Source organism: Vibrio sp. J383 (assembly GCF_023503985.1).
Taxonomy (GTDB): domain Bacteria; phylum Pseudomonadota; class Gammaproteobacteria; order Enterobacterales; family Vibrionaceae; genus Vibrio; species Vibrio splendidus.
In genome coordinates this window covers 1,752,658-1,771,115 of record NZ_CP097293.1, presented here as the reverse complement: position 1 = coordinate 1,771,115, position 18,458 = coordinate 1,752,658, and the positions used below count along the sequence as shown (strand labels likewise).

General features: G+C 42.8%; 17 protein-coding genes and 2 pseudogenes. 15 read left to right on the top strand and 4 right to left on the bottom strand.

What is annotated here, in order from left to right:
* Positions 1 to 264: 264 nt before the first annotated feature.
* The 3 genes from M4S28_RS07945 (at position 265) to M4S28_RS07935 (ending at position 2,845) form a co-directional block, all read left to right on the top strand.
* Positions 265 to 1,158 (top strand): nuclear transport factor 2 family protein, encoded by an 894-nt coding sequence (locus M4S28_RS07945; RefSeq protein ID WP_061025348.1) that lies wholly within the window; start codon positions 265 to 267, stop codon positions 1,156 to 1,158.
* Positions 1,159 to 1,460: 302 nt separating this feature from the next.
* Positions 1,461 to 2,327 carry a DMT family transporter gene (locus tag M4S28_RS07940; RefSeq protein WP_249632715.1) on the top strand — a complete coding sequence of 289 codons (867 nt, stop codon included), beginning with the start codon at positions 1,461 to 1,463 and terminating at the stop codon, positions 2,325 to 2,327.
* A complete protein-coding gene (locus tag M4S28_RS07935) occupies positions 2,321 to 2,845 on the top strand; it encodes a MerR family transcriptional regulator (RefSeq protein ID WP_249632656.1) in 525 nt (174 codons plus the stop codon). Before M4S28_RS07940 ends, M4S28_RS07935 begins: the two co-directional genes overlap by 7 nt.
* A 209-nt stretch (positions 2,846 to 3,054) precedes the next feature.
* Here M4S28_RS07935 and M4S28_RS07930 read toward each other — a convergent pair whose 3' ends face one another.
* Positions 3,055 to 4,866, bottom strand: a complete 1,812-nt coding sequence (locus tag M4S28_RS07930) for a PLP-dependent transferase (RefSeq protein WP_249632655.1) — start codon at positions 4,864 to 4,866, stop codon at positions 3,055 to 3,057.
* Between the two features lie 142 nt (positions 4,867 to 5,008).
* Between M4S28_RS07930 and M4S28_RS07925 the strand changes: the two genes are divergently transcribed.
* A complete protein-coding gene (locus M4S28_RS07925; protein WP_012604166.1) occupies positions 5,009 to 5,464 on the top strand; it encodes an Lrp/AsnC family transcriptional regulator in 456 nt (151 codons plus the stop codon).
* Between the two features lie 70 nt (positions 5,465 to 5,534).
* Here the strand turns inward: M4S28_RS07925 and M4S28_RS07920 are convergent, their stop codons facing one another.
* Both M4S28_RS07920 and M4S28_RS07915 read right to left on the bottom strand, forming a co-directional pair.
* On the bottom strand, positions 5,535 to 7,058 hold the full coding sequence (locus M4S28_RS07920) for a hypothetical protein (protein WP_249632654.1): 1,524 nt from the start codon (positions 7,056 to 7,058) through the stop codon (positions 5,535 to 5,537).
* Positions 7,051 to 7,650: a chromosome partitioning protein ParA gene (locus M4S28_RS07915; RefSeq protein WP_249632653.1), complete on the bottom strand. Its 600-nt coding sequence runs from the start codon at positions 7,648 to 7,650 to the stop codon at positions 7,051 to 7,053. Before M4S28_RS07915 ends, M4S28_RS07920 begins: the two co-directional genes overlap by 8 nt.
* 483 nt (positions 7,651 to 8,133) lie before the next feature.
* On the opposite strand from M4S28_RS07915, the gene M4S28_RS07910 reads away from it, so the two are divergent.
* On the top strand, positions 8,134 to 9,141 hold the full coding sequence (locus tag M4S28_RS07910) for a tetratricopeptide repeat protein (RefSeq protein WP_249632652.1): 1,008 nt from the start codon (positions 8,134 to 8,136) through the stop codon (positions 9,139 to 9,141).
* A gap of 128 nt (positions 9,142 to 9,269) precedes the next feature.
* Positions 9,270 to 9,359 (top strand): annotated as a pseudogene (locus tag M4S28_RS07905) (Lrp/AsnC family transcriptional regulator); the annotation flags it as partial.
* Between the two features lie 11 nt (positions 9,360 to 9,370).
* Here M4S28_RS07905 and M4S28_RS07900 read toward each other — a convergent pair.
* On the bottom strand, positions 9,371 to 9,997 hold the full coding sequence (locus M4S28_RS07900; protein ID WP_249632651.1) for a type II secretion system protein: 627 nt from the start codon (positions 9,995 to 9,997) through the stop codon (positions 9,371 to 9,373).
* A gap of 410 nt (positions 9,998 to 10,407) precedes the next feature.
* On the opposite strand from M4S28_RS07900, the gene M4S28_RS07895 reads away from it, so the two are divergent.
* The 9 genes and pseudogenes from M4S28_RS07895 (at position 10,408) to folM (ending at position 18,449) form a co-directional block, all read left to right on the top strand.
* Positions 10,408 to 11,316: a dienelactone hydrolase family protein gene (locus M4S28_RS07895; RefSeq protein WP_249632650.1), complete on the top strand. Its 909-nt coding sequence runs from the start codon at positions 10,408 to 10,410 to the stop codon at positions 11,314 to 11,316.
* 307 nt (positions 11,317 to 11,623) lie between these two features.
* The gene (locus M4S28_RS07890) at positions 11,624 to 12,427 is read left to right on the top strand and encodes a MetQ/NlpA family ABC transporter substrate-binding protein (RefSeq protein ID WP_249632649.1); all 804 of its coding nucleotides are present in this window, start codon (positions 11,624 to 11,626) and stop codon (positions 12,425 to 12,427) included.
* A gap of 211 nt (positions 12,428 to 12,638) precedes the next feature.
* Positions 12,639 to 13,319, top strand: coding sequence for a haloacid dehalogenase type II (locus M4S28_RS07885; protein WP_249632648.1), 681 nt, complete (start codon positions 12,639 to 12,641; stop codon positions 13,317 to 13,319).
* 77 nt (positions 13,320 to 13,396) lie between these two features.
* Positions 13,397 to 13,489, top strand: a pseudogene (locus M4S28_RS07880) (Lrp/AsnC family transcriptional regulator); the annotation flags it as partial.
* Positions 13,490 to 13,996: 507 nt separating this feature from the next.
* A complete protein-coding gene (locus M4S28_RS07875; protein WP_249632647.1) occupies positions 13,997 to 15,616 on the top strand; it encodes an endonuclease in 1,620 nt (539 codons plus the stop codon).
* Between the two features lie 437 nt (positions 15,617 to 16,053).
* Positions 16,054 to 16,551 (top strand): 2-amino-4-hydroxy-6-hydroxymethyldihydropteridine diphosphokinase, encoded by a 498-nt coding sequence (folK, locus tag M4S28_RS07870; protein WP_249632646.1) that lies wholly within the window; start codon positions 16,054 to 16,056, stop codon positions 16,549 to 16,551.
* Between the two features lie 157 nt (positions 16,552 to 16,708).
* The gene (gene folX, locus M4S28_RS07865) at positions 16,709 to 17,080 is read left to right on the top strand and encodes a dihydroneopterin triphosphate 2'-epimerase (RefSeq protein ID WP_004734786.1); all 372 of its coding nucleotides are present in this window, start codon (positions 16,709 to 16,711) and stop codon (positions 17,078 to 17,080) included.
* A gap of 17 nt (positions 17,081 to 17,097) precedes the next feature.
* On the top strand, positions 17,098 to 17,736 hold the full coding sequence (gene folE, locus M4S28_RS07860; protein ID WP_054543114.1) for a GTP cyclohydrolase I FolE: 639 nt from the start codon (positions 17,098 to 17,100) through the stop codon (positions 17,734 to 17,736).
* Entirely contained in the window at positions 17,733 to 18,449 is a 717-nt protein-coding gene (folM, locus tag M4S28_RS07855) for a dihydromonapterin reductase (RefSeq protein WP_249632645.1), read from the top strand. The genes folE and folM overlap by 4 nt, the downstream gene beginning before the upstream one ends.
* The last annotated feature ends 9 nt before the right edge of the window (positions 18,450 to 18,458 follow it).

Sequence of the window (18,458 nt, the reverse complement as noted above, 5' to 3'; positions counted from 1 at the left end):
ATCTATTCATCTATTCATCTATTCAGAGTAATTATATTGCTCTGATTCGCCTTTTAAAATAAATAGTTATCAGATCCCAGCCAGTATCCCGTGACCATCATTAGATCTAGATGTAGATAATAGACTTCACCTACCACCTCGCAACTACAACTACAACTAATCGAATTTGTTCATGATAAGTATGAATAATGCCCTATTTTTTTAATTAATTAGACTGGCTAGCATACAGGTGATCAAACAAAACAAACCTAAAAAGGAAGAATCATGTCTATTAAATCTGTTGCAATCGGAATGGCTGTTTGTCTATTTACTGCCCCAAGCTTTGCTAACCTAAGCACCATTGATGCTCAAACTAATCAATCCATTAAACTAGCGGAAGGCTTCTACGAAGATGTACTGGTTTATAGGAATTTGAACAACTTTGGAAAGTACGTTGGTGACACTTACATCCAACACGCTACAGCGTATGGCGATGGACCAGCAGAACTGATTAAAGCGGTAGCCGGCGAGTTAACTGCTGATCCTGGCGTGAAAGTAGATATCTACCGTACCATTGCAGAAGGTCCTTATGTCGCAATACACTCTGTTTGGACAACTTCAGACGGTGCGGAATATGTTTATGTTGATATCTGGAGAGAAGAAAATGGCATGCTGGTAGAGCATTGGGATCACTACCAACAAGTTCCAGAAAAATCTGAAAACAAAAACACCATGTACCAAGGGCCAGACGCGAATATCTATGATGCAACTCAAGACATCGAGCGTAATCGAGGCAGAGCCATTGCTGTGTTGAAAAGCTTTGATAACCCAGCGGATACAAGTGCGTTAAAAAAGTATATTTCTAGCGAAACCTACATTCAACACAACCCAGAGGTTCCAAATGGCAGAAAAGCATTGGTTGGTTACCTTGATTACTTAAACAGTAACGGGACCAAGCTAAAAACGGAGATAGCAAAAACAATCGCGATGGGTGACATGGTTCTTGTTCATTCTAAGCAAACTGACCTAGGTAAAAAAGACGATTTAGGTGTTGGTTACATTGATATCTTCCGCTTTAATAGCGAAGGGAAAATAGTAGAGCATTGGGATATTGCAGAAACTCAAACTGGAGAGTCAGCCAACGAGAACGATGTGTTTGGTTACCCTAGCCAACGTTAATTGCAGCTTCATTGAGTGGAAAAAGTGCTCAACATCAGTGTTGTCCAAAAAACTACTTTTTCCGCTCATATTTGCCTTATGTTATAGGAAATGACCCATTAACATTTGAATATAGCCACCTCTGTGGCTAATTTCTTTTTCTAGCCGTTGACCACTCATACCACTTGACCTGTCTACAGGTAACGACTTTAGAATGATTAGCCTTATGCTTATCATGACTAAAGAGGCACATTTCATTGCACCAATCACGAGACTTACAGCAGTCAAAGCTATTTCAGCTCTTCGACCATTTACCATCGACAATGAAAGGGATCACTCTTGCCCTTATATCTACAGCACTGTTTACGATCGTTGGGGTATTTGTTCGACAGCTCAGCACAGCCTATGACACCTTTCAGATCCTGTTCTTTCGCCAGTTCATTTTTATGTTGTTGCTCATGCCTGCGATCAGCAAAAATATCGGTGTGCTACTTAAGCCCAACAGAATATCGCTTCACCTACTAAGAATACTAGGCGCTTTTACCGCTCTATATTTTGGCTTTATTTCAGTGAGCAATATTCCATTTGCTGACGCAACAGCACTCGGTTTCCTGCAGGTACTTTTTGTGGCTCTAATCGCTCATTTCGTGTTGGCAGAGCAGATCACCAGCCGTCGAATTTTCACGATTGTGGTTGGATTTATCGGGGTAATGACGGTTGTTCGACCGACCTTTGCTGCAAGCCATAGCCTTTATGTTTTATCTGGCGTGATTGCCGCACTAGGCGCGTCGGTAGCGGTAGTGTGTGTTAGGAAAGTGGCACAGAGCGAACCAAAAATAACATTGATGGCATACCAAGCTCTGGCAATTGGTTTGATAACATTAATACCAACCCTTTACTTATGGCGCACGCCAACAGTCGAAGACTTCATGTTACTGCTGTTAGTTGGCATCATCTCTTCGTTTGCTCAGTATGTTGGTATCTCTGCATATAAATGGGCGCAAGCCAACATCATTGCCAATGTTGAGTATGTAAAGATTATCTATTCACTTATTATTGGCTTAGTTGTCTTTTCTGAAATTCCTGATTTATGGTCAATGATTGGGGCACTGATTATTCTTATTAGTGCATTGATTCCATTGATTTGGTCTCACTATCAAACCACCAAAGAGGATAGCCCTAAGTGTTGAGCATCAAGCAATTTTGTGAGCAACTTGAGGTATCTCGAACAACGGTTCTCTACTACGAGCGAAAGGGGCTAATCACTCCCGCGGCTAGAGCATCTAACGGTTATCGCCAATATGGCGAACGAGAGCTTAAAAGGTTTAGAGCAATACTTGCCTATCGTTCTTATGGTATTCCCGTCAGTGAGATTGAGAGCCTGCTACAGCAATCTCAGGATGAAGACCGAGATGTGGTACTAAGACAACAGTTTGCTGCCCTCGATCTAGAAATTCAAAAGTTGCGCCAGCAGCAACAGTCCATTATGGCTTTACTCAAAGAGCCTGAACTTCTTAATCAAGGCCTACTCACCAAAGAGCGTTGGACAGAAATACTTAAAGAGTCAGGAATGGATGAACAGGACATGATCAATTGGCACAAACGCTTTGAGCAGATGGAGCCACTAGGACATCTCAAATTCCTTCAATCTTTAAATATCGATGAAGATGAAATTGAGCAAATAAGGGCGTGGTCACGAAAGCCGTGAGGTGTTGAAATGATTTGCCCACATTCCACGAGTTAAAGGCTATTAGGTGATTCATCGACGCATTTTTCTAGGATTTGTTCTCGATTGGTTTATGCTGCTACCTAAAACCCAAAAGGCCTCGCACACGCGAGGCCTTACGTTTTTCATTTAACGTTTACAGCTACCCTACTTCACTGACTTCTCTTGTTAACTTTCCTTACTGACCTAAGTTACTGAGTAAGCTGACTGAACTTCGGCAAGCTCTTCACAAATCTCTGGTGTACATCCATATAGGTTTGCATATAGATTTCATCGATACTGTCACCACTCGGGAAACTCGATGAGAAGCCTGCGTGTTTGCGGTCAATCGACAATTTAGCGGCCTCGACAATATGAGCGATGAACATTCGAGGATCTTCTAAGCCGATAGAGATACGCATTGTGGTCGGTTTAATACCTGCTTCATTAAGCGCTTCATCGCTGAGTTCTGAGTGCGTAGTCAGTGCTGGGCACAAGGCCACGGTGTTGGTTTGCCCAAGGCTCACTTGCATGCCGATTGCTGGCTCAAGCATGTCAAAGAACTGTTTAAACCCATCTCGATTGATTGGTGCACGGTCGCCGTTACCTTCCATATCGATTGTGAAAAGCGCCGCTGGTAAACCCAAGTACATGTTGTTCTGGCAGTGTTCATAGTTATCGCTGTCTGGCAAAGCTGGACACGACACATTGATGTCTGGGTGAGCATCAAAGATCTTCGCGAGAGTCAGGGTGTTGATTGTCTTTTGCACCACACGCATCTCATAGGTTTTCATGCCGTTGAGCACTTCAAACGCTTTGTCTGCGTCTAAAAATGCGCCTTTGATGTAATACACATTCCAAAACAACGTTTCGTTCCATGGAATGGTGGCCGCATCGCCGTTAGGTTTGGTGAAAGTAACCTCCTCTCCTTTTGGAATAAACATGGTCTCGTTGCGGCCAATCACAACTCCGGCAGTTGTGGTGCCAGAACCCGCCAGTTCTTTGGTGTAAGAGTGAATGACATAATCGGGTCTTTCCGCCACATCGTCGCGTTTTAGTACTGGATGCAGCAATGGAGTCCCAACTGTTGAGTCAACAATCACATCCCAACCACGAGAGTGGCCAGCTTTACTGATGCTAGCAACATCCAACACGTATCCATGCGGGTTACACGGTGACTCAAGGTAAACATAGATCTTCTTACCACCAGCGAGGCGATCTGCGTATTTGTCAGCAACCTCATCAAGGCGCGTCGCGAACTCATCACCGGAGTAACCATCCACCCACTCTACCGCAACATTCAGATTCGAAGGCTTGCCAAACCAATCTTCCAACAGCTGGTAAGAACCGCCATAGATATTACGTGAAGCCAAGACAATGTCTTCATGCCCGAGCAAGTGGCTCAACAACCCATCAATAGCCGCCATCCCCGAGTTAAAATTCCATGCGAGGTACTCGTTGGCTCTAGAACCTGCCTCAATATCAACCATGTGATTAGCCAGTGAAATCGATGTTGGATTAAGCAGTCGAGAGTAAATATCGTGCAGCGGCTCTTTACCGTTAAACGCATCTTCAATCCATTCTGTACATGCAAACAAATACGTGGCTGTGCGCGTAATAACCGGGCTTGCCGAGAAGATAGCCGCCACATTATCGAAGATAGGATACGCACCTTTAGACGCAAAATTGCCATGATTGGTGGCAATAGATTGGTAAGTGGCGCGCATTGGGTTTTGCAGGTTGTCGAGGATCTTAGCGATCTGAAATGACAAAAAACGTTTAGCGTTAAACCAAGCGATTCGGTCACTCTTGTCGAGTTCTGAAAGTCCATCAACCGTCAATGCCCAAAGATCGTGAGTCTTGGTATTGGCTTTGTACAGTGTCGTCGCCAGTTCAATCAGCGTGACGCCGTAATCACTGTTTGGGTCGATACCAAAATGCTTTGCTTGCTCAATCGCAAGGGCTTCTGCTTGTTCATGTTTGGTGGTTTTTCGCAGCGGGCTAAGTTGAGTTGAAGTATTCATAGTTCCTAAGTCATTCCATGCTTGTTGTTCCTCCTTTAATTTTAGTTTTGCACAGATGCTAAAAATTGCTATTTGCGAAGTAAGACATACACTTTGAGCAATAATATTGCCAAATAAAATTCAATATTGATGGAATATGCCAATGGACGAGATCGACAAGAAAATACTGGCTGAACTGCAAAGCAACGCCCGCCTGACTAATCAAGAGTTAGCCGATCGCGTGGCACTGTCGCCCTCACCTTGCTTGCGCCGAGTTCGAGCATTAGAGAAACAAGGGATTATTCGCGGCTATCACGCCAGTGTCGACCAAGAAGCATGCGGCTTGCCTGTGAATGTATTTGTGTTGGTGAAACTTGAAAAGCCAACTGAAGAGAATATGCGAGACTTTGAACAGCACATCGAAGTGATTGACGAGGTGTTAGAGTGCTTTCTGATGACTGGCAATCACGACTACCTATTGCATGTAGTCAGTGAATCGCTCAAAAGCTACGAGCAGTTTATCCGTAAGCAATTAACTCGCCTACCTAATATTGCTTCTATTGAATCCAGCTTCGCCTTCGGCCAGGTAAAAACAAAGACCAAGCTGCCAGTGAGGTAGGGATTAAGGAGTGTAAGAGTGCTCCTGCTCACCCTCCTTAAGCTGCACTGGATTCACTCCAAGTAAATAATCAATGACCTTGGCAGAGATTAGTAGGATAAAAACTTTGAAAAGGTACTGCATAACGTGCCGACACATCATAACGTCCTGACAAATGCTGAGTGGCTAAATATTGACGTTGCTCCTCATTATAAAAGTGTTGTGTTGCTTCTAGTTCAATGGCGTCTCCATCCCCAGCACAAATGAAATAGTCGTCGTCCATGTCTCGAAATGCTATTGGGGTTTCATCTACCAATCCATATCTATCGGTCATCTTTCTTGACCTCCAAATATCCTTAAATGTACCTAGCTCAAAGCTTTTCAAATTTCGCCATTGTACGAACATATAAGTATCTTGTGAGGGAATCGATGGAATGTCATTCATTGCCTCGTTCGGGCTTTTACAAGTATCAAATAAAGCCACATCATTGCCCGCAACTCTAAATGGCAACCTATCTTCATCTTGTATATAAGAATCCACCGTCTTCTTAGGCCAAGATTCATTTTTCGGGCTGAGATAAGAAGAAGGAAACCTTAGGTAAGAGCCAAAATCGTCAGTTTTATTAGCGTCAACAATTTCATAAACAGGATTATCATGAAGTGCGTCATAGCTCGCACTATAATTGAACTCAATTTTAAATAAAAAATCTTCCATCTCGGGTTTAGTAAGAGACGTGAAAGCTTTATCGACCGACGCTTTGATTTTCTCAATGGATTTAGGGTGAGTGAGGTAAATTGGAATGAGTCCGTGTCCCGCAAAGTCTAATTTACTCGGTGCTATCGTGGTGTTGGGGATTGGGACGCTGCCTATCCCTGTAAAGTTAAGCCCATTAATCACAAGGTCTGAGGTTGATAAAATATAATCACTGTCTGGGCTAAGGGTTGGGGAAGCGGGAGCGATGTGAACGACGCGAATGTTATCGGCACTGTAACCGTATTGAGATGTAACATGCTTGTACGATTCGTTTACCCACAAGTTCCCTTGTGAATGCGCGATGTAAATGAGCTTTTTTCCTTTCCACGTAAGAGAGTCATTTAAAAGATGATGCTGCATTCTAGTTTGGCTGGTTTCGGGGGCATCAATAAGTGATGCTAGTTCTTTTAAATATGTCGTGATGGTTGCATTGATGGTTTGGTTTGTGAAGTCGAGAACAAACCCAGCAAACCAAGTAAAAGTGGCGCTGATTTTTTGGATGATAGCGCTGTTTTGCCTACCGCTTACGATGTCCCAAAAGGCCTCCCACCGGTCGAATTGTTTCTGCTCTAACTCGGAAGTTCTTTGGTCAAAGGTTTCAGCGAAATCAGCCAGTACGTTAAGGCCACTTCCTTCAATAAAAGAATCGTTGTAGAAAAGCTGGTATTCGACAGGCTCCCCGTTGTATTGGCTGATACCTAAAGTGGCTTTGATCTTCTTTTGTCCCCTTTTAGCTTGTTCTTTGGTTGTTGCTACCCCATTAAAAAAGGCGATAGTGTAACCTTCTATTTTGCATGAGTTAGCGATTGCATTGAATGGCAGTAAAACCACTAATATGAGTAATATTGTTTGCCTATTCACAATATTTTGCCTCAGCAGGAAGGAGTGTACTTACAGATCCATCTTGTAAATGATTATAAGCTAAGTACGCCATAGTACGAGCTTTGGTGTTGTAGGTGAGAGATGTGATTGTGTTGGAGGTGTTTATGCCGTCATCAATATCAATTCCTACAAACTCTTCACAGGCGAGGACTTTGTCGTATTGATTTGAAATATCAAGCGCTTTTTTGATGTTAGCGTCGGTCTTTTGTGAAAAATCGTGATAGAGGTTTTCTTGTGTGTAACGGGCATTTTGTTTTAAGGCTTTTCGGACTGGCTCGGTCACTTCTAACGCATCGATAAACGCCTCAATGTCATCGCGGATACCATCTTTGTTTACATCATTACCAGTAAGAAAGTCACTGCGGTCAAGCATGGGTTCAAAGCGCTCATATAGCAGCCTAAACTGATCATCGATTGTCGGTTGTGCCTTTAATTCTGCGACTAGCTCAGGTGTTTTCTCTATGTTAGAGATGACACTCGGTTGTTCCACTGCAGTTGCGTTTGGCTCATTCGATTCTTTGCACCCCACAATTAACATCATGGCTAACGTGTAGACTAACCCATTTTTCATTTCTGTATCCCCTAGTATTTCAAATAGATACCAGAGAATACGGATAAATTAAATCACTGAATAATAAAGAGTTTGCATAGGGGCATAACAAACAAAAATAGGAAATTAGATGTTGTTACCCTCCGCCTTTTCTGTGTTTCAAAAGAAGGTGAAAATATCAATTAAGGGGGAGGTTTGAAAGGGGTTGGCAGTATATTCTCACTAACTTCTGGCCAAGTTATTTCGCTCGCTAAACAACACATAAAAAGGCCTCGCACACGCGAGGCCTTAGTTTTATCTGTCTAACGATTACAACCACCCTACTTCACTGGCTTAATCACTTTCATCAGAGGTTGGTTTAACTGTTCTTGTTACCCTAGCACTCGGAAATGCCCTAGGTCTCATTGTCGTAAACCCAGAGACCTACATTCCGAAAACTCCTTTATTTTCAAAGCTATCTTGTTATATTTATGTGAAACTTAACTAATATAATAAATGGCTTAAATGATGAAACAAAGTTGTACTATTTTAGCGTCACTGTCGTTGCTGTTGTCAGCCAGTACTTTTGCATACGATCTTGAGATTGAAGCTTTTGAGGGCAAAGAGCTCGCATTGTTAAAGGCGGCAGAAAACTCTAGCGATACCGAATTACTGATGCAGGCTGCTAACCTTTTAATTGATGATTCAATGCATGAAGAAAACGTAGAACGCGGTTATGAGTACATGAATCAACTCGCGGAATCAGGGGAGGTGAAAGCAATTATTACCTTGGCAGATAAGTATTACTACGACGAACAGTACGAGAAAGCACTGGCTTGGTACCATAAAGCTGAAACCAGCAAAGACCCTTATGTGCTCTACTCATTAGGCGTAATGTATTTTGATGGTGAAGGTACACCTGTCGACCTTAAGAAAGGCAACGACTATTACCTCGCTTCTGCGCAAGCTGGTTATTCTGACGCTATGTATCAACTCGCATTTTCATACGATGAAGGTCAAGGCGTCGCTCAAGACTTCTCCAAATCTGCTTATTGGTTTGAGCAATCGGCAAACTTAGGCGATGCAAGTGCCATGTACAACTTGGGTATTTCTTACCTAAATGGACAAGGCGTTGAAAAGAGTTGCTCTAAAGCGATGCAATTGTTTAGCAACGCCATTGAAGAAGATGAACATACACTTTCTTATGTGAAAATGGGTGATATTTACTCTTCTACTCGATACAAAAAACCGTGTGGTTTCAAAACTACAGACGCAAAAAAAGCATTAGAGTATTACACTCGCGCCGCAATGCAGGGCAACGATTATGGTCAATATTCCGTTGGTTACGCTTACCGTAATGGCCACGGAACATGGAGCGATTTTGTTAAAGCGTTAGCATGGTTTGAAATCGCGCAGGAATACGGAAACTCTGATGCAGAGAAAGAGATAATTGACGTTAAGCAATACATGTCGAAAGAAAACATTGCCGCTGCTGAGCAACTCAAAGACTCTTTAATTGAAGATATCTGGTAAGGATAATAACGACTCTAATTGGCATGGACTAGAACGCTTCTACCCAATTACCTGTTAGAGATCGGTTTATTGTAATAGCCTCAAAACTAAGGCCTCGCAAACGCGAGGCCTTAATTTTATCTACGGGGCAATTAACTCGCCTACCCAATATTGCTTCGATTGAATCCAGCTTCGCTTTCGGTCAGGTAAAAGCAAAGACCAAGTTGCCAGTGAGGTAATTAGAAACGACTTAATTTAGCTGTGCTGATGGCATTGGATAGTCATCTCCAATCATACAGATAAGTGCGCCACCAAAAGCTTTGTCGTAACGTATTTTTCCTGTCAAATCAGAGCTTTCGATACTCGAACTGCCGTCCACAATGTGATTAATTTCTTGTGCGATTTTTGTTGGTACCAACCAGATACAAGCCGCAACAGAGCAAGTGGATGATGACGATTCGCAACCTGTCTCGGTGCTTCCTCGTGCCCACTGGCTATCCTTTTCCTTAAGCAGTAATTGCGTTGCTATGTAATCCGGGTGGTCGATGTACTGATCACCACCTATCCATGTATCGTCATAAGGTAGGTACGGGCCTTTCCATGTTGATAAGCCCGGATTTTCGATTAAGTGATTGATGTTTAAGTAGCCGAAGTTCGTGTCGGTATCGGAAGTGATGGGAGGCAAAGAACCATTATCACGAGAATATTGCTCAGCAGCATCCAAAACAATATTAAGTTGCCCGATTAGAAATTTTGCGTCGTCGACACGGGACATACGGTTCCCGAACTGGTTGTAGATAAAAAAAGCGGCAATGAGCATGAGTAAACTAAACGCGGCAAGTTTCCATTTTTCTATCTGACGCAAAAGTTTCAACATCTATTTTTATCTCTCATAAAGAAGGTTCTGATAACGCTAAGGCTGCTCTTATAGGAAAGATTATACCAGAGTAAAATCAAGCGTTTTGCATTGAAACGTACTTGTCCATATCTGTGGTAAATAGGCTTAACTCTTAAATGCCCAATTTAAAGCTAGAACTTCCTCAAAGCCAATAATCAAAACCGCCCTACTTCACTGACTTAATCACTTACATCAACCTTGTGTTGAATCGCTCCGTAAAACAAACCTGGACATGGGAATCGATTCCGAAGTGATCGTTTTATCTGACTGTCATCTAATTTTTGTACTTTGATATAACAAATAGCTTAAAAGATATTGAGCGATCGTTCAAATATGTTGAAATTTCCACTATAGTTGATTGGTCAAACAACTCACAACAAGGAAAAGTTATGAATCAAAGTACCGAATCTCAATCAGATCCGACTCGATCTATCCCTCAAGAAGCATTTGATTGGTACGACGAATATGCGCACGGCCTGATTGATCGCAGAGAGTTTATGGCTCGTCTATCCGGGCTAGCTGTACTTGGCTTAACTATGACGACGCTAACTTCTGCACTGATCCCTAATTATGCGCAGGCAGAGCAAGTCTCTTTCAATGACCCTGCCATCAAAGCAACCTACGAGAAGTTTCCTTCACCTAAAGGACACGGAGAAGGCTATGGCTACTTGGTGGTACCAAAAGACTTAGAGGGTAATGCACCTGTTGTCTTGGTCATTCATGAAAATAGAGGCTTAAATCCATACGTAAAGGATGTGGCAAGACGACTCGCGGCCGCGGGGTTTATTGCGTTTGCACCTGATGCACTCTATTCACTTGGTGGGTATTCAGGTAATGATGATGAAGGCCGAGCAATGCAAAAATCATTATCCAGAGAGAAAATCGAAGAAGACTTTATCGCTGCTGCAAACTTTTTGAAATCTCATGATAGAAGTAACGGCAAGCTAGGCGCAGTCGGATTTTGCTTCGGTGGCTATATCGTGAATATGTTGGCGGCGGTAATGCCAGAACAGCTGGATGCGGGCGTTCCGTTTTATGGCACTCCTGCCGCACCTGATTTAAGAAAGAACGTTAAAGGGCCATTGCTCATCCAATTCGCTGGAATCGATAAACGTGTGAACGCGACTTGGCCAAACTATGAAGCCGAACTCAAAGAGAACGAAGCAGACTACACAGCTTACATCTATGACGGTGTGAATCATGGCTTCCATAACGATTCAACAGGTCGATATGCTGAAGAAGAAGCGAAGTTAGCATGGACACGTACGCTTGAGTTCTTTAATCAAAAGCTTTCTTAATAGGCAAGATTACCGAACCCGTTTTCTTTAAGTTCCAAGTTACTGCCCTATACCTTATTCAACGAAACCCAAAAGGCCTCATACGTGCGAGGCCTTTGTTTTCCCAACGCTACGTGGGCTTGCCCTACAGATAGGTTTGGGGTCGTCGACATTCTGAGATGAATTAGACCTGACTCTTAATATCAATCTAGCCTATTAATATCAATCTAACTTTGCTTCTAACAAACCTATTGACCCGATCTTATAAATAGATAATATAGACATCTAGACGCCCAAATGTCTTTTTGATCAATTAAATGGAGTTATCATGAACAGCTACAAAAAAATCACAGCATCCCTGTTGGCATTAGCTTTCTTATTCGGTGTAACAGGATGTGGAAAAAAAGACGAGGCTATCATCAAGATTGGGGCGACAGTTGGCCCACATGCACAAGTTGTACAGGCAGTCGCTAAAGAAGCAGCAAAGCAAGGGATTAACATTGAGCTAGTTGAATTCTCAGACTACATCACCCCTAACGCAGCATTAGATGATGGAAGCATCCAACTCAATAGCTACCAACATCAACCATTTCTCGACAACTTTAACGACAATCACGATAGCAAGTTAGTTTCTATCGGGCGTTCAATTTTGATGCGCATGGGCGTTTACTCTAACAAGTACACTTCGCTTGACTCTATCCCCGACAACGCACGAATCGCGATTCCAAACGACCCAACGAATGGCGGGCGTGGACTGTTACTACTTGAAGATGCCGGGCTGATTTCATTAAAAGACAACGCTGGTTTCAACGCATCTTTAAACGATATTGTTAGCAACCCGAAGAACATTCGATTTGTTGAAGTGGATGCCGCTCAGCTACCCCGCTCTCTTGATGATGTAGATGCAGCAGCAATCACCATGAACTATGTAATGTCGGCTGGACTGGACCCTAAGAAACAAGGCATTTACTTAGAGAAGAAAGATGCACCTTTAGCCGTGATGGTTGTAGCGGCGCGAGAAGAAGACAAAAATAATGAAACGTATAAAAAGATCATCTCAATTTACCACTCACAAGAGATTAGTGACTTTTTAGACAGCACTTTCAAAGGCACCATCGAAGCCGCTAAATAAGCTAAATAATCCAAATAAATCATTTCAGATTTAGCGTTGCATGATACCTATGAAGCAATGCCAGATTTGAGTTGAAGGATTGTCGCTGACGTATTCCAGCCCCCTTTTCAAATTAGAGAGCAAAGCTCAAGTTACTTAAATCGAGGTTGTAAACCGTATCGTCAGAGCGGATTATGTAAGCATGAAATTCAATTAAATCTGGGTTCTTCGCATGAAAAAAGAAGTGATACTGTTTGATATAAACGAAACGGTTTTAAATTTGGGGTCATTACAGCCTAAATTTAAAGCAGTATTTGGCAGCGAGGATGCACTATCGCTTTGGTTCTCAAAGCTTTTGCACTCTTCAACGGTTTGCATCGCAACAAACGTAAAATCTACTTTTTCTGAATTAGCGAATGCAGCGCTCGACGCTATTGCACAGCGATACAAGTGTGATTTAACGGCAGAAAGCAAAAGTGCCTTGTTAACTTCTTTTACCAATCTACCAGCGCACACTGATATCAAAGCATCTTTACTTAAATTGCATAACAACGGTTTTAAAACCGTCGCTTTTTCCAACTCATCCCGCGATCTCATCACTTCTCAAATCAAGAACTCGGGCTTAAACGATTATTTCGACACCGTCATTTCTGTTGAGGAAACAGGCAGTTTCAAACCAAATTCAGACGTGTATAAATTTGCAGCCGAAACCTTACAAGAGCCTGTCGAAAACCTTCGTCTTGTCGCTACTCATGATTGGGACACTCATGGTGCGCTATCCGCTGGCTTACAAGCAGCCTATATAGACCGTACAGGCGTTGAGTATCATTCCTTGTATTTGAAGCCGGAGATTAGCTCAAAGACGATGAATGGTGTGGTGGAACAGATCATTAAGCACAATTTAGAAAACTAAACCTCAAGAGACTTTTCTACTCCCGCTCGATACAAACAAAAAGGCCTCGCACACGCGAGGCCTTAATTCTATCTACAGAGCAATTAACTCGCCTGCCCAATATTGCTTCTATTGAATCCAGCTCCGCCTTCGGTCTGGTAAAAACTAAGACCAAGCTTCCCGTGAGATAAATGTGTGACGCTGTTGTTTGGGCTTATGGGGCGCTAGAGACTGATCTTCAATCACACTTACGCACGAACATGCCCCCCCCATAAGCCATTGAACAAAATACAAATAAAAGGAAGTTTTTGACTGATAACGAGCCTTGAATCGGAAGCAATATGCGTGCACGGTTTTCAACTAGAAATTAGAACCAAACTGAATTGTACGCATAATTTTCAGTTGGTTAGGTAAGGGCTGGATCTAACTTTAGTAGAGGTTACATTTACTATAGGCAGGGCTTGCGGATAAGTGCTTATTTTGGGTTCATCGCAGCTTTCCCCTGAAAGCCAAGATGAACCTTTTTTCAATAATCTAGCGTGTGAAAGCATTAGACAGGTCGATATCACATTGCTTTACATCACATATATTAATAAAAGTAATGTTACTTACATTTATTAATGTGATGTTTATCTCCATTCATCTTTTGATTACTTTCTAAGCTTAGTTGGTTTTTATCCGATTAAACAGAAGGTTATATGATAAATAGAATAATAACACTAAGTGGCGTTGCATTACTTTGTTCAGCGAGTGCGCATGCGCAAATGCAAAATGGAAGTTTCGAAAACTGGGAAGGAAACGTACCATCTGGATGGAGTGTGATTGACTCCGGCATTGCACTTTCGCCCTCTACCGACCCTGTCAATAACGGCAGTTTCTCTGCACAAGTCACAGTGAATACAAGTACTCAAAGTAATACCGATTTTCTTCAAACGATAAGTGTTGAACAAGGGAAAACTTATGATTTCTCTGTCGATGTTTATCACACTGAAGGTAACGTGAAAGCTCGCCTTTTTGTTGATGGCTATTTAGGCTACTCGAATAATGGTTTAACGAATCAGTGGCAGGCATTGACTCACTCGTACAGTGCTACGAGCACCAAAGATATTGTTGTGGGCGTACGATTTTATGATGATGCCGGTTTTGATGGCTCGGAAGTGGTGTATTTAGATAACTTTCAGCCTACGGAGGCTCCACCAACACAAAGCTGCAATGACACAAGTGCCGCACTCACGCTCGTGACGGATAACTATGGCTCTGAAACCAGTTGGTCTCTCAAAAACTCAGTTTCTCAAACTCTTTATTCTGGTTCAGACTATCAAAGTAACACAAACAATGAAGTGGAAATGTGTTTAGCGGATGGTAGCTACACCCTAGAAGTCTCAGACTCTTATGGAGATGGAATGTGCTGCAGTGTGGGGAATGGTTCATACAGTTTGTCGGTAAACGGAACCGTTGTGGCATCTGGTGGTGATTTCCAAGCAAGTCAGAGTACAGAATTTACGATTGGTGGCTCAACTACTACACCACCAACTGAACCACCAGTGTTAGGTGAGTATTACAAAGACGCTGAAGGCAAAGTGGGCTTTGCGTTAAAAACGGCCTTATATCAAATTATTGATAATCATAGTAGTCAGGGTTACACCGCTATTTGGACGTTAGTGTCTGAGGCTGACCTAGACGCATACTATGACACTGATGGGTCGATTCTCGATATGTATTCGGAGAAACCTTCAGGCTCAGATTCAATCCAATTTACTAAGGTGGCCGATCAATGTGGTCAATACAGCAAAGAAGGTGATTGCTATAACCGTGAGCACTCATTCCCGAAAAGCTGGTTTGGTGGGAAAGTCGAGCCAATGAACTCTGACGGTCACCATTTATTTGCCACTGACGGCTACGTTAACTCGAAACGTAGTAATTGGCCATTTGGTGAGGTGAGTAGCGCGACATACACATCAAGCAATGGTTCTAAGTTAGGCAGTGCAGCGAACTCTCTTGGTTATGTAGGTACGGTGTTTGAGCCAATTGATGAGTTTAAAGGTGATTTCGCAAGAGCATATTTCTACATGGCAACACGCTATGAAAATGAAATCGCTAATTGGGAAGGAAACTCTACAAGCTCGGATGCCGCTCTGGATGGAACCAATACAACCGTTTTTGAACCTTGGCTACTTACTATGCTAAAGCGTTGGCATTCTGAAGATCCAGTAAGCCAAAAAGAAATCGACCGAAATAAGGCGGTACATGATTTCCAAGGGAATCGTAATCCGTTTATTGACCATCCAGAGTTTGTAAGCCAAATCTGGGGAAATTAATCGGAATATAATCACCATGACAATGGTTTAATGATTATTGAATTGAGCCCAATCCTTTGTTTGGGCTTTTTTATTGATAGGCATTAGAGAGCATGATTTAAAATATTTGAAAAAGCATATTGTCATGAAGGTCCGTATACTTGTCAGTGATCGGCATCATCAATACTGGACGCTACGTTAAGCGACTTTCCATACCTATAGTTATTCATGACCGATCATATTCAATTTTTCCCACACACATTTTTGTCCAATACCTTCATCGGCTGAGTTTTTACTCGTGGCACTTTCTAGCTCACAGGTGCCCTTTTGTCGGGCTCAAAACGGGCAAAACTTGTAACAGAACCGTATTTTTCTTTTGCCGTCCTGCCATTAAAAGGACGCATTGCTGATCTTCATAGCAAGTCGGACGTATAGCTCCTTAAAAGGAAGGTAATACTATGGCCAACGTCTATGTCAGCATCGGAAGCAATATTAACCGCGAACATCACGTCACAGAATCTCTCAAAGCATTGCACGACCGCTTTGCGCCCCTACACATTTCTAAATTCTACGATTGCGAGCCTGTCGGTTTTAAAGGGGACAACTTCCTAAACCTAGTCGTTGGGTTCGAATGTACCCTTCCAGTCGCAGAGCTGGTTAAGGTTCTACATCAAATCGAATCAGAGAACGATCGCAAGCGTCAGACAAAAGCCTATGCTTCACGGACGATGGATATCGACATCCTTCTTTATGGTAATCAAGTGGGCGTTATCGATGGCGTAGAGCTGCCTAGAGGCGAAATCACCGAGTACGCTTTTGTGCTCAGGCCGTTAGTCGATATTGCCGCACAAGAACGTCACCCCACTCTAGACATCTCATATCAGCAGCTCTGGGAAAACTTCGATCAGTTAAGTCAGAAAACCGAACCCATCCCTTTCAAACTCAGTTTCACCTAGCGTTTACATGACTGAAAAAAGAACGGCTGCAACAGGAACAATTGCGAAAGGAACAACTGCGAAAGGAACAACTGAACTCTTAATCGCGTGAGCTTTACTGATCTTTTCTTAAAACAAGCACGTACCTGACTTTACTCTCTAAGGATTGGACACTGTTATGAATCACAACGCCATTATCACCATTACAAATCTCAGACTAAGAACCTTCATCGGCTTCAACGAAGAAGAAAAGTCTAAGCAGCAAGACATCGTTATCAATGCAGAGATCCACTACCCCGCTAACAACCTTTGCCTCTCAGATGATGTGGAGAACGCACTCAACTACAAAAACATCTGCAAGAAGATCATTCAACATGTCGAATCCGGAAGATTTCTGCTTTTAGAAAAGTTAACCAGCGACGTACTCGGCATTTGTATCGATCATCCATGGGTACGATACGCTCAAGTGAGAATTGATAAGCCTCATGCCCTACGTTTTGCCGACTCCGTTTCACTCACGCTTAGCTATGAAGCAGAGCTCGAAAATTAACTCATAAGGAGAGAGTCATGCTGAATACAGAAGCCGAAAAAGTAAGAGAAGCTTTGCTCGCAAAAGGACTTGAAACCCCAATGACACCGAGCGAAATGAATCCCAACCAGAAGTACAACCGCATCAAAGGTCTGTTAACGGAAGTGGTCAGTACGCTTGGGCTGGATTTAACCGACGACAGCCTCGCTGAAACACCCCATCGTATTGCAAAGATGTACGTCCACGAGATATTTTCAGGGCTCGATTACGATAACTTCCCAAAAATCAGTGTGATAGAAAACAAAATGTCGGTTGATGAAATGGTCAAGGTGTCGAACATAGACTTAACGTCGACGTGCGAACATCACTTCATTACCATCGATGGTTTAGCAGAAGTGGCCTATATCCCTGAAAGCAAGATACTCGGATTGTCTAAAATCAACCGTATTGTTCGATTCTTTGCTCAGCGTCCTCAAGTGCAAGAACGCCTTACTCAGCAAATCTTAGTCGCGATACAGACTCTAGTTGAAACAGAAAATGTGGCCGTGACAATTAAAGCCACTCACTATTGCGTTAAATCCAGAGGCGTCATGGATGCAAACTCTGAAACCTCAACGACCGCTCTCGGTGGTATTTTCAAAACTAACCCTCAAACCAGAGCTGAGTTTTTACGATGAGTGAAACGATACTGATAACCGGCGTGGGAAAAAGACTCGGCTTCGCACTGGCGCAGCAACTTTTAGCGGATGGATACAAAGTGGTTGGCACTTACCGCAGCGACTATCCTCAACTGCAACTGTTGCGCGACAGTGGAGCCGACTTGCAGCAAGTAGACTTTTATCAACAAAGCAGCCTAGAGGGCTTTCTTGATTATGTAGGTCAAGAATATAAGACACTTCGAGCCGTCATACACAACGCTTCAGACTGGAAGCCTGAGAACAAAAACAAGCCCAGTGAAAATGCTCCACAAATCATGCACCAAATGATAACGATTCACGCTACCGTGCCTTACCTGTTCAATTTAACACTCAAAGACCAATTGATGTCTGGCGATAAAACCTCAGACATCATCCATATCAGTGACTACGTTGCAGAAAAAGGCAGTAAAAAACACATCGCTTACGCGGCAAGCAAAGCGGCACTCAACAACCTGACTCTGTCTTTTTCAGCAATGCTGGCTCCCAAGGTGAAAGTAAATACCCTCTCTCCAGCCATGATTAAGTTTAATGAACATGACGACGAAGCATACAAAACCAAAGCTCTGAAGAAAGCCTTAATTCCGACAGAAGCGGGCTTTGAGGAAATAATAGATGGCATCAAGTATGTTTTGTCCAGTCATTACATGACAGGAAGAACCTTGCACCTTGATGGCGGAAGGCATTTGAAGTGAAGTTCTTGT

What these genes read in the sequence shown, in the direction of transcription:
- folX (WP_004734786.1), top strand. Translation starts at nt 16,709, where the DNA reads ATGAATCACAACGCCATTATCACCATTACAAATCTCAGACTAAGAACC.
- M4S28_RS07890 (WP_249632649.1), top strand. Translation starts at nt 11,624, where the DNA reads ATGAACAGCTACAAAAAAATCACAGCATCCCTGTTGGCATTAGCTTTC.
- folE (WP_054543114.1), top strand. Translation starts at nt 17,098, where the DNA reads ATGCTGAATACAGAAGCCGAAAAAGTAAGAGAAGCTTTGCTCGCAAAA.
- M4S28_RS07940 (WP_249632715.1), top strand. Translation starts at nt 1,461, where the DNA reads ATGAAAGGGATCACTCTTGCCCTTATATCTACAGCACTGTTTACGATC.
- folK (WP_249632646.1), top strand. Translation starts at nt 16,054, where the DNA reads ATGGCCAACGTCTATGTCAGCATCGGAAGCAATATTAACCGCGAACAT.
- M4S28_RS07895 (WP_249632650.1), top strand. Translation starts at nt 10,408, where the DNA reads ATGAATCAAAGTACCGAATCTCAATCAGATCCGACTCGATCTATCCCT.
- M4S28_RS07925 (WP_012604166.1), top strand. Translation starts at nt 5,009, where the DNA reads ATGGACGAGATCGACAAGAAAATACTGGCTGAACTGCAAAGCAACGCC.
- folM (WP_249632645.1), top strand. Translation starts at nt 17,733, where the DNA reads ATGAGTGAAACGATACTGATAACCGGCGTGGGAAAAAGACTCGGCTTC.
- M4S28_RS07910 (WP_249632652.1), top strand. Translation starts at nt 8,134, where the DNA reads ATGATGAAACAAAGTTGTACTATTTTAGCGTCACTGTCGTTGCTGTTG.
- M4S28_RS07915 (WP_249632653.1), bottom strand. Translation starts at nt 7,650, where the DNA reads ATGAAAAATGGGTTAGTCTACACGTTAGCCATGATGTTAATTGTGGGG.
- M4S28_RS07930 (WP_249632655.1), bottom strand. Translation starts at nt 4,866, where the DNA reads ATGAATACTTCAACTCAACTTAGCCCGCTGCGAAAAACCACCAAACAT.
- M4S28_RS07900 (WP_249632651.1), bottom strand. Translation starts at nt 9,997, where the DNA reads ATGTTGAAACTTTTGCGTCAGATAGAAAAATGGAAACTTGCCGCGTTT.
- M4S28_RS07945 (WP_061025348.1), top strand. Translation starts at nt 265, where the DNA reads ATGTCTATTAAATCTGTTGCAATCGGAATGGCTGTTTGTCTATTTACT.
- M4S28_RS07875 (WP_249632647.1), top strand. Translation starts at nt 13,997, where the DNA reads ATGATAAATAGAATAATAACACTAAGTGGCGTTGCATTACTTTGTTCA.
- M4S28_RS07885 (WP_249632648.1), top strand. Translation starts at nt 12,639, where the DNA reads ATGAAAAAAGAAGTGATACTGTTTGATATAAACGAAACGGTTTTAAAT.